Annotated in this window: 12 protein-coding genes; 4 read left to right on the top strand and 8 right to left on the bottom strand. The window is 70.8% G+C overall.

Going from position 1 to position 13,164, the window contains the following annotated elements:
• Positions 1-127 precede the first annotated feature (127 nt).
• Positions 128-490 carry a VOC family protein gene (locus ABR738_RS17010; protein ID WP_350230825.1) on the top strand — a complete coding sequence of 121 codons (363 nt, stop codon included), beginning with the start codon at positions 128-130 and terminating at the stop codon, positions 488-490.
• Positions 491-561: 71 nt separating this feature from the next.
• Here ABR738_RS17010 and ABR738_RS17005 read toward each other — a convergent pair whose 3' ends face one another.
• The 3 genes from ABR738_RS17005 to ABR738_RS16995 form a co-directional block, all read right to left on the bottom strand.
• Entirely contained in the window at positions 562-993 is a 432-nt protein-coding gene (locus tag ABR738_RS17005; protein ID WP_350230824.1) for an FG-GAP repeat domain-containing protein, read from the bottom strand.
• Between the two features lie 294 nt (positions 994-1,287).
• Positions 1,288-2,007 carry a TetR family transcriptional regulator gene (locus ABR738_RS17000; protein ID WP_469477499.1) on the bottom strand — a complete coding sequence of 240 codons (720 nt, stop codon included), beginning with the start codon at positions 2,005-2,007 and terminating at the stop codon, positions 1,288-1,290.
• Complete coding sequence (locus ABR738_RS16995) at positions 2,007-3,002, bottom strand: acyl-CoA desaturase (RefSeq protein WP_350230822.1); 996 nt, start codon at positions 3,000-3,002, stop codon at positions 2,007-2,009. The genes ABR738_RS17000 and ABR738_RS16995 overlap by 1 nt, the downstream gene beginning before the upstream one ends.
• A 217-nt stretch (positions 3,003-3,219) precedes the next feature.
• Here ABR738_RS16995 and ppc point away from each other — a divergent pair, with 217 nt between their 5' ends.
• On the top strand, positions 3,220-5,949 hold the full coding sequence (ppc, locus tag ABR738_RS16990) for a phosphoenolpyruvate carboxylase (RefSeq protein WP_350230821.1): 2,730 nt from the start codon (positions 3,220-3,222) through the stop codon (positions 5,947-5,949).
• Positions 5,950-6,253: 304 nt separating this feature from the next.
• Here the strand turns inward: ppc and ABR738_RS16985 are convergent, their stop codons facing one another.
• The 3 genes from ABR738_RS16985 to ABR738_RS16975 all read right to left on the bottom strand — a co-directional run bounded on the left by ABR738_RS16985 (position 6,254) and on the right by ABR738_RS16975 (position 8,193).
• The gene (locus tag ABR738_RS16985) at positions 6,254-6,724 is read right to left on the bottom strand and encodes a hypothetical protein (RefSeq protein ID WP_350230820.1); all 471 of its coding nucleotides are present in this window, start codon (positions 6,722-6,724) and stop codon (positions 6,254-6,256) included.
• 76 nt (positions 6,725-6,800) lie between these two features.
• Entirely contained in the window at positions 6,801-7,406 is a 606-nt protein-coding gene (gene pth / locus ABR738_RS16980) for an aminoacyl-tRNA hydrolase (RefSeq protein ID WP_350230819.1), read from the bottom strand.
• 199 nt (positions 7,407-7,605) lie between these two features.
• Positions 7,606-8,193, bottom strand: a complete 588-nt coding sequence (locus ABR738_RS16975; RefSeq protein ID WP_350230818.1) for a 50S ribosomal protein L25/general stress protein Ctc — start codon at positions 8,191-8,193, stop codon at positions 7,606-7,608.
• Positions 8,194-8,426: 233 nt separating this feature from the next.
• Between ABR738_RS16975 and ABR738_RS16970 the strand changes: the two genes are divergently transcribed.
• Both ABR738_RS16970 and ABR738_RS16965 read left to right on the top strand, forming a co-directional pair.
• Positions 8,427-9,377 (top strand): LysR family transcriptional regulator, encoded by a 951-nt coding sequence (locus tag ABR738_RS16970; protein ID WP_350230817.1) that lies wholly within the window; start codon positions 8,427-8,429, stop codon positions 9,375-9,377.
• Positions 9,374-10,270 (top strand): serine hydrolase, encoded by an 897-nt coding sequence (locus ABR738_RS16965; RefSeq protein WP_350230816.1) that lies wholly within the window; start codon positions 9,374-9,376, stop codon positions 10,268-10,270. The genes ABR738_RS16970 and ABR738_RS16965 overlap by 4 nt, the downstream gene beginning before the upstream one ends.
• A 167-nt stretch (positions 10,271-10,437) precedes the next feature.
• Here the strand turns inward: ABR738_RS16965 and ABR738_RS16960 are convergent, their stop codons facing one another.
• Positions 10,438-11,412 (bottom strand): ribose-phosphate diphosphokinase, encoded by a 975-nt coding sequence (locus ABR738_RS16960; RefSeq protein WP_350230815.1) that lies wholly within the window; start codon positions 11,410-11,412, stop codon positions 10,438-10,440.
• A gap of 117 nt (positions 11,413-11,529) precedes the next feature.
• Positions 11,530-12,978: a bifunctional UDP-N-acetylglucosamine diphosphorylase/glucosamine-1-phosphate N-acetyltransferase GlmU gene (glmU, locus tag ABR738_RS16955; protein WP_350230814.1), complete on the bottom strand. Its 1,449-nt coding sequence runs from the start codon at positions 12,976-12,978 to the stop codon at positions 11,530-11,532.
• Between the last annotated feature and the right edge of the window lie 186 nt (positions 12,979-13,164).

Genomic DNA, 13,164 nt, shown 5'->3' with positions numbered 1-13,164 from the left:
AAGACCCGGAAGACCGGAAAGACCCGCCAGGCCCGTGCGGCCCGTGCGGCCCGTGCGGCCCGTCAGGCCCGTGAGACCCGTGAGACCCGTGAGGCCCGTGCGGCCCGAAGGAAAGGAGACCCCGGCGATGCTCGCCGCCGTCGACCATGTTCAGCTCGCCGCCCCGCCGGGCAGCGAGCCCGCGCTGAGGTCGTACTACCAGGACGTGCTCGGCATGACCGAGATCCCCAAGCCGCCGCCGCTCGCGGCCCGTGGCGGCTGCTGGTTCCAGTACGGCAGTGTCCAGCTCCACCTGGGCGTGGAGGAGGACTTCCGGCCCGCGAAGAAGGCCCACCCCGGTCTGCGCGTCACCGCGATCGAGGCGTACGCCCGCCGGTTGGCGGAGCGCGGCGCCACGGTCGTCTGGGACGACAACCTGCCGGGCCACCGGCGGTTCTACTCCGAGGACCCGGCCGGCAACCGGCTGGAGTTCCTGGAGCCATTGGCGTAACCGGCCGCAGGAACGGGGGAGCGCCCTGCCCCTCGCGTGGGGGACAGGGCGCCGGGCGGTGCTGGGGCCGCCTAGTAGATGCCGTACTTGTAGGTGTTCCAGCCCCAGCCGATCTTCACCGGGCTCTTGAACGTGCCCGTGCCGTCGGCGTCGTAGCGCCACAGGGTGCCCGCCGAGTCCACCGCGACCAGGTCCGAGCGGCCGTCGCCGGTCAGGTCGCCGGGTGCGGCGATCTTGCTGCCGCTGTACATGTCCCAGCCGGGACCGATCCGTACGCGGCTCTCGAACGGAGTCGAGGCGTGGCCGGTGCCGGCGTAGAAGTACAGATCGCCGCCGGGCGTGCGGGCCAGCAGGTCGTTCTTGCCGTCCCTGCTGACGTCCCCGGCCGCGATGACCTTGTTGTACATGTTCCAGCCCGAACCGGACCAACTGCCGGTCCCGAGGCCGCTCATGGTGACATCGGCGTACAGCGTCAGGATCCCGGTCGGGGACAGGTCCAGCACCTCGGGAGCGCTTGAGCCGCGGAGGTCACCGGGGGTGGCGAGGTCCTTGTAGGCGCCCAGGCTGTTGGCGAACGTCTGGGCCGGCGTGCCGTTGTCGAGAGCGACGTACAGCTCGGCGCCGGGGGGGGGCGTGCGTCCGGCTCCTGGCGGGGGCCGGGATCGTGCGGTCGGCCCCTGGCCGGGGCCGGGAGGTGGTGCGGCGGTCGGCGTTCGCCTGGGGCCGGGAGGTCGTGCGGCCCGCGCCCGCCTGGGGCCGGGGGGTCGTGCGGCCCGCGCCCGCCCGGGGGCGGGGGGTCAGGACTTGCGGTGTCCTATGAGGCGCGGCTTCTGCTCCATGCCGTCCAGGCCGTGCCAGGCCAGATTCACCAGATGCGCCGCGACTTCCGCCTTTTCGGGCTTGCGGGCGTCGAGCCACCACTGCCCGGTCAGCGCCACCATGCCGACCAGCGCCTGCGCGTAGAGCGGCGCGAGTTTCGGATCGAATCCCCGCGCCTTGAACTCAAGACCCAGAATGTCCTCGACCTGGGTGGCGATGTCGGAAATCAGCGAGGCGAAGGTGCCGGTCGACTGGGCGACGGGGGAGTCGCGCACAAGAATGCGGAATCCGTCCGTGTACGTCTCGATGTAGTCGAGCAGCGCGAACGCGGCCTGCTCGAGGAGCTCCCGGGGGTGGCCCGCGGTCAGCGCTCCGGTCACCCCGTCGAGCAGCGAGCGCATCTCCCGGTCCACCACGACCGCGTACAGCCCCTCCTTGCCGCCGAAGTGCTCGTACACCACCGGCTTGGAGACGCCGGCCTTCGCCGCGATCTCCTCGACGGAGGTGCCCTCGAAGCCCTTCTCGGCGAAGAGCGTGCGACCGATGTCCAGCAGCTGCTCCCGGCGCTCGGCCCCGGTCATCCGGGTCCTGCGGGTGCGCCGGGGCTTGTCGGCGGGACCGGAGGCCCCGGCGGAGCGGGAGGAACCAGTGGTGCTGGTGGTGCGGGTGGTGCTGGAGTCGGTCGCCACGTCGTCCATCATGCCGCCTCGGCGGCCTTCTCCTTGCGCCGGGACCGGCCGCCCTCATTCCGCTTGGAGTCGATCCGGGCCGCGCTCGGCCAGCGCACGTCGTGCGCCAGACCCAGCTGCTCGCACCAGCGGATGATCCGGGCACTGGAGTCGATCTGCCCCCGCATCACACCGTGCCGGGCCGACGTCGGGTCCGCGTGGTGCAGGTTGTGCCAGGACTCCCCACAGGACAGGACCGCAAGCCACCACACATTGCCGCTGCGGTCACGCGACTTGAAGGGACGCTTGCCGACCGCGTGGCAGATCGAGTTGATCGACCACGTCACATGGTGCAGCAGCGCCACCCGGACCAGGGAGCCCCAGAAGAACGCCGTGAACGCGCCCCACCACGACATCGTCACCAGACCCCCCACCAGCGGGGGGATCGCCAGCGAGAGCACCGTCCAGTACACGAAGTCGCGCGAGACGCGGCGGATCGCCGGGTCGGCGAGGAGATCCGGCGCGTACTTCTCCTGGGACGTCTGCTCCTCGTCGAACATCCACGCGATGTGCGCCCACCACAGGCCCTTCATCAGCGCGGGCAGCGTCTCGCCGAAACGCCACGGCGAATGCGGGTCGCCCTCGGCGTCGGAGAATTTGTGGTGCCTGCGGTGGTCGGCCACCCAGCGCACCAGCGGCCCCTCCACCGCCATGGAACCCGCGATCGCCAGCGCGATCCGCAGCGGCCGCTTCGCCTTGAAGGCGCCGTGCGTGAAATAGCGGTGGAAGCCGATCGTGATGCCGTGACAGCCCAGGTAGTACATGAAGACGAGCAGCCCGAGATCGAGCCAGCTCACCCCCCAGCCCCAGGCGAGCGGCACCGCCGCCAGGAGGGCCACGAAGGGCACCGTGATGAAGAGCAGCAGGGCGATCTGCTCGATGGAACGTTTGTTCTCGCCGCCCAGCGTGGCGGAAGGAAGGGGTTTCTCGTCCGCGGACTTGAGCAGATCGGGACTGGTGGTCATGGGGAGTACCCCCGGCAGGGTGAGGAAAATGAGCGGAATCGCCCGGCTACGGTCGCGTAACCTACGGCAACGTAAGTATGGCAGTGCCGTGGCCGGGGACAAGAGCCCGTGACGGCGGGGCGGAATGGGACACCTATCCTGTCTGTCGTCGGACAGCGCGGTCCGCAAGCCTCCAGAACCCTCCAGACGTGCTCAAACACTGCAAGGAGCCGCACCTGTGAGCAGTGCCGACCAGACCCCCGCCGCCAGCAACGAGCTGCGTGCCGACATCCGCCGACTGGGTGACCTCCTGGGCGAGACCCTCGTCCGGCAGGAGGGCCCGGAGCTCCTTGAGCTCGTCGAACGGGTCCGCGCGCTGACGCGCAGCGACGGCGAGGCCGCCGCCGATCTGCTCGGCGGCACCGAAGTGGAGACCGCCGCCAAGCTGGTGCGCGCCTTCTCCACCTACTTCCACCTGGCCAACGTGGCCGAACAGGTCCACCGCGGCCGCGAGCTGCGCGCCCACCGCGCCGCCGAGGGCAGCCTCCTGGCCCGCACCGCGGACATGCTCAAGGACGGTGACCCCGACCACGTACGCGCGAGCGTCAAGAACCTCAACGTACGGCCGGTCTTCACCGCCCACCCCACCGAAGCCGCCCGCCGCTCCGTCCTGAACAAGCTGCGCCGCATCGCCGAACTCCTGGAAACCCCGGTCATCGAATCCGACCGGCGCCGCCACGATCTGCGCCTGGCCGAGAACATCGACCTGATCTGGCAGACCGACGAACTGCGCGTCGTACGCCCCGAACCCGCCGACGAGGCCCGCAACGCCATCTACTACCTCGACGAGCTGCACGCCGGCGCCGTCGGGGACGTACTGGAAGACCTCGCCGCCGAACTGGAGCGGGTCGGCGTCGAACTGCCGCCCGGCACCCGCCCCCTCACCTTCGGCACCTGGATCGGCGGCGACCGCGACGGCAACCCCAACGTGACGCCCAAGGTCACCTGGGACGTGCTGATCCTCCAGCACGAGCACGGCATCAACGACGCGCTCGACATGATCGACCACCTGCGCGGACTGCTCTCCAACTCCATCCGGTACGCCGGCGCCACCGAAGAGCTGCTGTCCTCGCTCCAGGCCGACCTCGAAGCGCTCCCCGAGATCAGCCCCCGCTACAAGCGCCTCAACGCCGAGGAGCCCTACCGGCTCAAGGCCACCGCCATCCGCCAGAAGCTCGTCCACACCAAGGACCGCCTGGCCAAGGGCACCACCCACCAGCCGGGCCGCGACTACCTCGGCACCGCCGAACTGCTCGCCGACCTCACCCTCATCCAGACCTCCCTGCGCGAACACCGCGGCGCGCTGTTCGCCGACGGGCGTATGGACCGCCTGATCCGCACCCTCGCCGCGTTCGGCCTCCAACTGGCCACCATGGACGTACGCGAACACGCCGACGCCCACCACCACGCGCTCGGCCAGCTCTTCGACCGGCTCGGCGAGGAGTCCTGGCGCTACGCCGACATGCCGCGCGAATACCGCCAGAAGCTCCTCGCCAAGGAGCTGCGCTCGCGCCGCCCGCTCGCGCCGACCCCGGCCCCGCTGGACGCGGCAGGACACAAGACCCTCGGCGTCTTCGCCACCATCACCGAAGCGTTCGAACGGTTCGGGCCCGAGGTCATCGAGTCGTACATCATCTCCATGTGCCAGGGCGCCGACGACGTGTTCGCCGCCGCCGTCCTGGCCCGCGAGGCCGGTCTCATCGACCTGCACGGCGGCTGGGCCAAGATCGGGATCGTGCCGCTCCTGGAGACGACCGACGAACTGCGCGCGGCCGACGTCATCCTCGACGAGATGCTGGCCGACCCCTCCTACCGGCGGCTCGTCTCCCTGCGGGGCGACGTCCAGGAGGTCATGCTCGGCTACTCCGACTCCTCCAAGTTCGGCGGCATCACCACCTCGCAGTGGGAGATCCACCGCGCCCAGCGCCGGCTGCGTGACGTCGCGCACCGCTATGGGGTGCGGCTGCGGCTCTTCCACGGCCGGGGCGGCACCGTCGGGCGCGGCGGCGGCCCCTCCCACGACGCGATCCTCGCCCAGCCCTGGGGCACCCTGGAGGGCGAGATCAAGGTCACCGAGCAGGGCGAGGTCATCTCCGACAAGTACCTCATCCCCTCGCTCGCCCGGGAGAACCTGGAGCTGACCGTCGCGGCCACGCTCCAGGCCTCCGCGCTGCACACCGCGCCGCGCCAGTCCGACGAGGCGCTGGCGCGCTGGGACGCGGCGATGGACACCGTGTCCGACGCGGCGCACTCCGCCTACCGGCGGCTGGTGGAGGACCCCGACCTGCCGGCGTACTTCTTCGCCTCCACCCCCGTCGACCAGCTCGCCGAGCTGCACCTGGGCTCGCGGCCCTCGCGCCGCCCGGACTCCGGGGCGGGCCTCGACGGGCTGCGCGCCATCCCGTGGGTGTTCGGCTGGACCCAGTCCCGGCAGATCGTGCCCGGCTGGTTCGGCGTCGGCTCCGGGCTCAAGGCGCTGCGGGAGGCCGGGCTCGGGGAGGTCCTGGAGGAGATGAGCGAGCGGTGGCACTTCTTCCGCAACTTCCTCTCCAACGTGGAGATGACGCTCGCCAAGACGGACCTCAGGATCGCCCGGCACTACGTCGACACGCTCGTGCCGGACGAGCTGAAGCACGTGTTCGCGACGATCGAGGCGGAGCACGAGCTGACGGTGCGGGAGGTTCTGCGGATCACGGGGGGCGATGAACTCCTAGGTGCGCACCCGGTGTTGCAGCAGACCTTCGCGATCCGGGACGCGTATCTGGACCCCATCTCCTACCTCCAGGTCGCCCTGCTGGCCCGACAGCGGGCGGCAGCCGACCGGGGCGAGGCCCCGGACCCGCTGCTTTCGCGTGCGCTGCTCCTCACGGTGAACGGGGTGGCCGCGGGCCTGCGCAACACGGGCTGACCCCCCAGGCGGAGCCCCACCCGGGGCTCCGCCCCAGCCACGCCCGGTCCGCAGCCGAGGTCCCTGGGGCTCCGCCCCAGACCCCGTTCGGCCTGAACGGCCTCGTCCTCAATCTCCCCCGGGGCCTCAAGGGCCAGGGGGGACCACCATGACGGACTGGGGGTGCCGGTGCGGGCCGGCGTCGAGTAGTCAGGGGCGCGGGGAACTGCGCGAGCGGCCAGCCACGGTCCGCAGCCAAACGCCGGCCAGGGTGAGGATGCCGGTGTGGGCCGGCACCAGTGCTGCCAGGGGCGCGGGAACCGGGTCAGCGTAGGGTCAGGAACGTTGCGGTCAGGGCCGCCGTCGCGGTCGCCGCCAGCGTCCAGGCCAGGCGCGGCATGCGCAGCCCCCCGGCCACCAGCAGCGAGGCCAGCAGCAGGGCTCCGGAAAGAGGGAGCCACGCGTACAGGAACCCCGCCACCCCGGTGCGTACCGCGTCGTCCGTGCCGGGCTTGAGGACCACCGGCAGGTGATCGCCCGGCCCCGCCGCCACCGACTCGGCGATCGTCACCCCCGCGTGCGGCCCCGCGTCGCCCACGGGCGAGAAGGACCCCGCACACACCCCCTGCGCGCACCCCGTCACCGTCAGCCTCCCGTGCTCGCGGCCCCTGGCCAGGACCACGTGCTGGGCCGTGCCCCACGACGACCAGAACCCGGCGACCACGAGCAGCGCGACGACCAGGCCCGACGCGGCCCGCCGCGCGAACACCAGGAAGGTACGGCTCCGCTTCGTCATGGGGCGCGATCCTGACGCCCATGACCGCGAACGGTCAAACCCGGGCCCGCGGTTCGCCCCGTAAGCGACGCCCTTGTCAGGAGTTGTACGTCGACTGCGCCCGCTCAAGCCCCTCGATCACCAACGCCTCCGCCGCGTCCGCCGCCCGGTCCACGAAGTAACCCAGCTCCTTGCGCTCCGTGGAGGAGAAGTCCTTCAGGACGAAGTCCGCCACCTGCATCCGCCCCGGCGGACGCCCGATCCCGAACCGCACACGGTGATAGTCCGCGCCCAGCGACTTCGTGATCGACTTCAGACCGTTGTGCCCGTTGTCCCCGCCGCCCAGCTTCAGCCGCAGCACCCCGTAATCGATGTCCAACTCGTCGTGGATCGCGACGATGTTGGCGACCGGCACCTTGTAGAAGTCGCGAAGCGCCGTCACCGGACCGCCCGACAGGTTCATGTACGACAGCGGCTTCGCCAGCACCACCCGGCGGTTGAGCGGCCCCGGCGGGCCGATCCGCCCCTCCACCACCTGCGCCCGCGCCTTGTGCGCCTTGAACCGGCCGCCCATGCGCTCCGCGAGCAGATCCACCGTCATGAACCCGACGTTGTGCCGGTTCGCGGCGTACTCGGGACCCGGATTGCCCAGGCCCACGATGAGCCAGGGCGCGTTCGCGCTGTCGGTCGTGGTCGTCGTCATGGGGGCTGCGTCTCCTCGGTCACGTATAGCGGCACGTACAGCGGTCACGTACAGCGGTCAGGTACAGCAGTCACGTACAGCAGTCACGTACAGCGGGAACTCCACGTACACAGACGAACGGGGCGGCGGGCCACGTGTGGCCCGCCGCCCCGTTCAAAACCCGCGCCCGCCGGCACGGATCTCAGGCAGAGCGTACGGCTCAGGCCTCGGCGCCTTCGGCGGCCTCGGACTCGGCGGCCGGCTCCTCGGCCTGCGCGGCCAGGATCTGGATGACGACGGCCTCGGGGTCGGTGGCCAGGGTGGTGCCCGACGGCAGCGCGACGTCCTTCGCGAGGATCGCGGCGCCGGCCTCAAGGCCCGCGATGGAGACGGTGACGGAGGTCGGGATGTGGGTGGCCTCGGTCTCGACGGAGAGCGTGTTCAGCACGTTCTCCACCAGGAAGCTGCCCGGGGCCAGGTCGCCCTCGGTCTCGACCGCGACCTCGACCGTGACCTTCTCGCCCTTCTTGACGAGCAGCAGGTCGACGTGGACCAGGAAGCCCTTGATGGCGTCACGCTGGACGGCCTTCGGGATGGCGAGCTCGGTCTTGCCGTCGACGTCCAGGGAGAGCAGGACGTTCGGCGTACGCAGCGCGAGCAGCAGCTCGTGGCCCGGCAGGGTCACGTGGACCGGCTCGGTGCCGTGACCGTAGATGACACCGGGAACCTTGTTCTCGCGGCGGATGCTGCGGGCGGCGCCCTTGCCGAAGCTGGTACGGACGTCGGCGGCGAGCTTGACCTCGGACATGTGCACTCCTCGTAGAAAGGTGAACCAGAAAAACCAAAAAGGGTGGTCACCCGGCCACGACTGGCCTGCTACGAAGAGCGCGTCGATAACGGACCGCCGCACCCATGGTGCGGCCTCCCTCGCCGAGCAACTGCCCCAGACTACCCGGCGTCCCCCCGGCCGCCCAATTGGATCAACCCGGGACCCCGGCCATGATGGCCGCTTCCATAGGCGTCCGCCTATTCTTGCTGCTCATGGACCTGCTGCTGCACCTCAGGTACTTCCGCGCCGTCGCCGAGGAACAGCACTTCGGCCGCGCCGCCGAACGCCTGCGCTTGGCGCAGCCCTCCCTCTCCCAGCGCATCCAGCGCCTCGAACGCGAACTCGGCGTCCGCCTCCTCGACCGCGGCCGCGCCGGGGCCACCCTCACCCCCGCGGGCCGCCTCGTCCTGGCCGAAACCCACACCCTGCTCGACGCCGCCGACCGGCTGCACGCCCTCGTCCAGCGCGTCCAGGGCGGCGCCGCCGGCACCCTGCGCGCCGCCGTACCGCCCCAGCTCGGCGGCGCCACCGTCGCAGCCCTCCTCACCGCCTACCGTGAACGCAGCCCCGGCGCCACCCTCGACCTGCGGGAACTCACCACCGCCGAGCAGACCGCCGAACTCGCCGCCGGCACCCTCGACGCCGGCATCGTCCGCCACCCCTGCCCCGCCACCGGCCTCGGCTTCGGGCCCCAGCTCCACCAGCCGCTCGGCGCGCTCCTCGCCGACGACGACCCCCTCGCCCACCAACCCGAACTCCACATCCACGACCTCGACGGCCGCGAACTGCTGCTCTTCCCGCGCGCCACCGCCCCCGCCCTCCACGACGAAACCCTCACCGCCTGCGCCCGCCACGGCTGCACCCCCGGCGCCGTACGCGAAGTCACCGGCACCGAGTTCACCCACGCCCTCATCCTGTCCGGCACCCGCGTCGTCGCCCTCGTACCGCGCACCGCGCCCGAACCCGGCGCCACCTGGCGGCCCCTGCGCGGCCACCCCCTCACCTGGCGCACCTCCACCGCCTGGCCCGCAGGACGCGACGGACCCGCCGTCCGCCTGTTCACCGACACCGCCCACGACGTCCTGCGCGAACACGCCGGGCTCGTCCCCACCGCCCCCCAGCGGCGCCTGTTCCCCCGCCCCGCATCGGAGTTCCCGCTGTGACCGCGAACATTCCCGGCCCCGTACGCGGCCGCGTCACCGCCGCCTTCACCGACGCCGGGGTCACCGGAGCGCTCTGCGCCACCGACATCGACACCGGCGCGGCCATCACCCTGGGCGCCGACACCCCCGTCTGCACCGCAAGCGTCCACAAGCTGTGCCTCGTCGCCACCCTCTACCGCGAAGCCGCCGCCGGACGCGTCGACCCCACCACCCCCCTCGACATCCCCGCCCAAGGACGCACACCCGGCCCCACCGGACTCGCCGTCATGCGCGACGCCGCCCGCCTGTCCCTGCGCGACCTCGCCTCCCTGGCCATCGCCGTCAGCGACAACACCGCAGCCGATCTCCTCTGGGACCACCTCGGCCTCGACACCGTCAACGCGGCCATGCGCGACCTCGGATTGACCCGCACCGTCGCCGTCCACAACCAGGCAGGGCTCTACGCGACGATGCTCACCGACGCGGGACCCGGCGGGAGGACCGCCCTCGTCGACCCCGCCGCCGTCGCCCGCCTCAGCGTCCTCGACCCGGCCCGCACCAACCGCTCCACCCCGCGCGAGATCGCGGCGCTGCTCGGCGCGGTGTGGCGCGACGAGGTCTGCGCGGGGGACTGGGGCGACGAACTCCGCGCGGTCCTCGGCGTCCAGGCCTGGAGCCACCGGCTCGCCTCCGGCTTCCCCTTCGACGACGTACGCGTCAGCGGCAAGACGGGATCGCTGCCGACGCAGCGGCACGAGGCGGGGGTGGTCGAATATCCCGACGGCGGTCGGTACGCCGTCGCCGTCTTCACCCGGGCGGCGTCCACGGCGGCGACGTTGCCGGGGGCGGATGCGGTGGTCGGCCGTGCGGCGCGGGTCGCGGTCGACGCGCTGCGAGCGGCCAACACCCCCTGACCCCAGCCCGGTTCAGCCTCCCGCGAGCCCGGCTGCGGGTCGTGGGTGGCTGAGCGCGCAGTTCCCCGCGCCCCTGAGGCATCCGGTGCCGGCCCGCACCGGCAACGGGGTGTGGCGAAGGGCCGCGTCCCGGGGTGGGGGCGGCCCTTCGTCGGCGTACGTATCCGCTAGTTCTCCTCGAAGAGACTCGTCACCGAGCCGTCCTCGAACACCTCACGCACCGCCCGCGCGATGGACGGAGCGATCGACAACACCGTGATCTTGTCGAGCTCCAGATCCGAAGGATCCGGCAGCGTGTTCGTGAAGACGAACTCGCTCACCTTGGAGTTCTTCAGACGGTCCGCCGCCGGCCCCGACAGGATGCCGTGCGTGGCCGTCACGATGACGTCCTCCGCACCGTGCGAGAACAGCGCGTCCGCCGCCGCACAGATCGTGCCGCCCGTGTCGATCATGTCGTCCACCAGGACGCAGACCCGCCCCTTCACGTCACCGACGACCTCGTGCACCGTCACCGTGTTCGCGACGTCCTTGTCACGGCGCTTGTGCACGATCGCCAGCGGCGCGTCCAGACGGTCGCACCAGCGGTCGGCGACCCGCACGCGGCCCGCGTCCGGCGAGACGATCGTCAGCTTCGAACGGTCCACCTTCGCGCCCACGTAGTCCGCGAGGACCGGCAGCGCCGTGAGGTGGTCCACCGGACCGTCGAAGAAGCCCTGGATCTGGTCCGTGTGCAGATCGACGGTAAGGATGCGGTCCGCGCCCGCCGTCTTCAGCAGGTCGGCCACCAGACGCGCCGAGATCGGCTCACGGCCCTTGTGCTTCTTGTCCTGACGGGCATAGCCGTAGGACGGAATGATCACGGTGATGGATCGCGCCGACGCCCGCTTCAGGGCATCGATCATGATCAGCTGCTCCATGATCCACTTATTGATCGGAGCCGTGTGGCTCTGGATCAGGAAGCAGTCCGCACCACGCGCCGACTCCTGGAAACGAACGTAGATCTCACCGTTCGCGAAGTCGAAGGCCTTCGTCGGCACGAGGCCCACACCCAGCTGGTGCGCGACCTCCTCGGCCAGCTCGGGGTGGGCGCGGCCGGAGAAGAGCATCAGCTTCTTCTCGCCGGTCGTCTTGATCCCGGTCACAGCACAGTCTCCTCAGACAAGTTCGATGCTGCTGCACCCGCGCGGTCCCTTTCGCGGCGAGCCAGCCGAATATGTGCACCTATCACGGTAGCCCGTGAAAGACGCACCCGAATCCGGTCAGTTCTCGCCGGCCGACTGCCCGGCCGCAGCCTGAGCGGCCTGCGCGGCGGCACTTCCCGGACGCTTGCGCTCCACCCAACCCTCGATATTCCGCTGCTGGCCCCGGGCCACGGCCAGCGAACCCGCCGGCACATCCTTCGTGATCACCGAACCCGCGGCGGTGTAAGCACCGTCCCCCACTGTGACGGGCGCAACAAACATGTTGTCCGAACCCGTCTTGCAGTGTGAGCCGATCGTCGTGTGGTGCTTGGCCTCACCGTCATAGTTCACGAACACACTGGCCGCGCCGATGTTCGTGTACTCACCGATCGTCGCGTCCCCCACATACGACAGATGCGGAACCTTCGTCCCCTCACCGATCGTCGCGTTCTTCGTCTCGACGTACGTACCGATCTTGGCCTTCACGCCGAGCCGCGTACCCGGACGCAAATAGGCGAACGGACCCACCGTCGCCCCCTCGCCCACCTCGGAGTCGTACGAAACCGCGTTGTCCACCCGCGCCCCCGCACCCACGACCGTGTTCGTCAGACGGGAGTTGGGGCCGACCTCCGCACCGGAAGCCAGGTGCGTCGTCCCCAGGAGCTGCGTCCCCGGATGCACGACCGCGTCCTGCTCGAACGTCACCTGTACGTCCACGAACGTCGTGGCCGGATCCACCACCGTCACACCCGCGAGCATCGCCCGCTCCAGCAGACGGTCGTTCAAAAGCCGACGCGCCTGCGCCAACTGCACCCGGTTGTTGATCCCCAGGATCTCCCGGAAGTCCGCCGCCAGCGAAGCACCCACCCGGTGCCCCGCCTCACGCAGAATCCCCAGCACGTCCGTCAGGTACTCCTCGCCCTGACTGTTGTCCGTACGCACCTTGCCCAACGCGTCCGCGAGCAGCGCCCCGTCGAACGCGAACACACCGGAGTTGATCTCACGGATCGCGCGCTGCGCCTCGGTCGCGTCCTTGTGCTCGACGATCGCGGTGACCGCGCCCGACGCGGCGTCGCGCACGATGCGGCCGTAACCGGTGGAGTCGGCGACCTCGGCGCTCAGCACGGTCACCGCGTTGCGGTCGCTCTCGTGCGTACGGGTCAGCTGGGCCAGCGTGGCGCCGGTCAGGAGCGGGGTGTCGCCGCAGACCACGACGACCGTGCCCTCGATGGACTGGCCCAGCTCCTCCAGCGCCATCCGCACCGCGTGCCCGGTGCCGTTCTGCTCGTACTGCACGGCGGTACGCACTCCGGCGTCGACCGCGCCCAGGTGCGCGGACACCTGCTCACGGGCGTGGCCCACGACCACGACCAGGTGCTCGGGATCCAGTTCACGTGCGGCGGCGACGACGTGGCCGACGAGCGAGCGCCCGCAGATCTCGTGCAGAACCTTGGGAGTGGCCGACTTCATGCGGGTGCCCTCACCCGCGGCGAGGACGACGACGGCGGCCGGGCGGGTTGCGCTCACGGAGGTGCCCTTCGGCTTCGGGGGGTGGACAACCGAAGGATACCGGGGGGCTTGGGGGGTGAACTCGGGGTGGGGGCGGGGGAAACGCGGCGGGTCCTGACCAGTGCGGTCAGGACCCGTGTCTGGGCTCCCCCATCAGGATTTGAACCTGAACAGACGGTACCAAAAACCGTAGTGCTGCCTGAT

It is taken from the genome of Streptomyces sp. Edi4 (genome assembly GCF_040253615.1).
In the GTDB taxonomy this organism is placed as follows: domain Bacteria; phylum Actinomycetota; class Actinomycetes; order Streptomycetales; family Streptomycetaceae; genus Streptomyces.
This window is presented reverse-complemented; position numbering and strand designations above follow the sequence as displayed.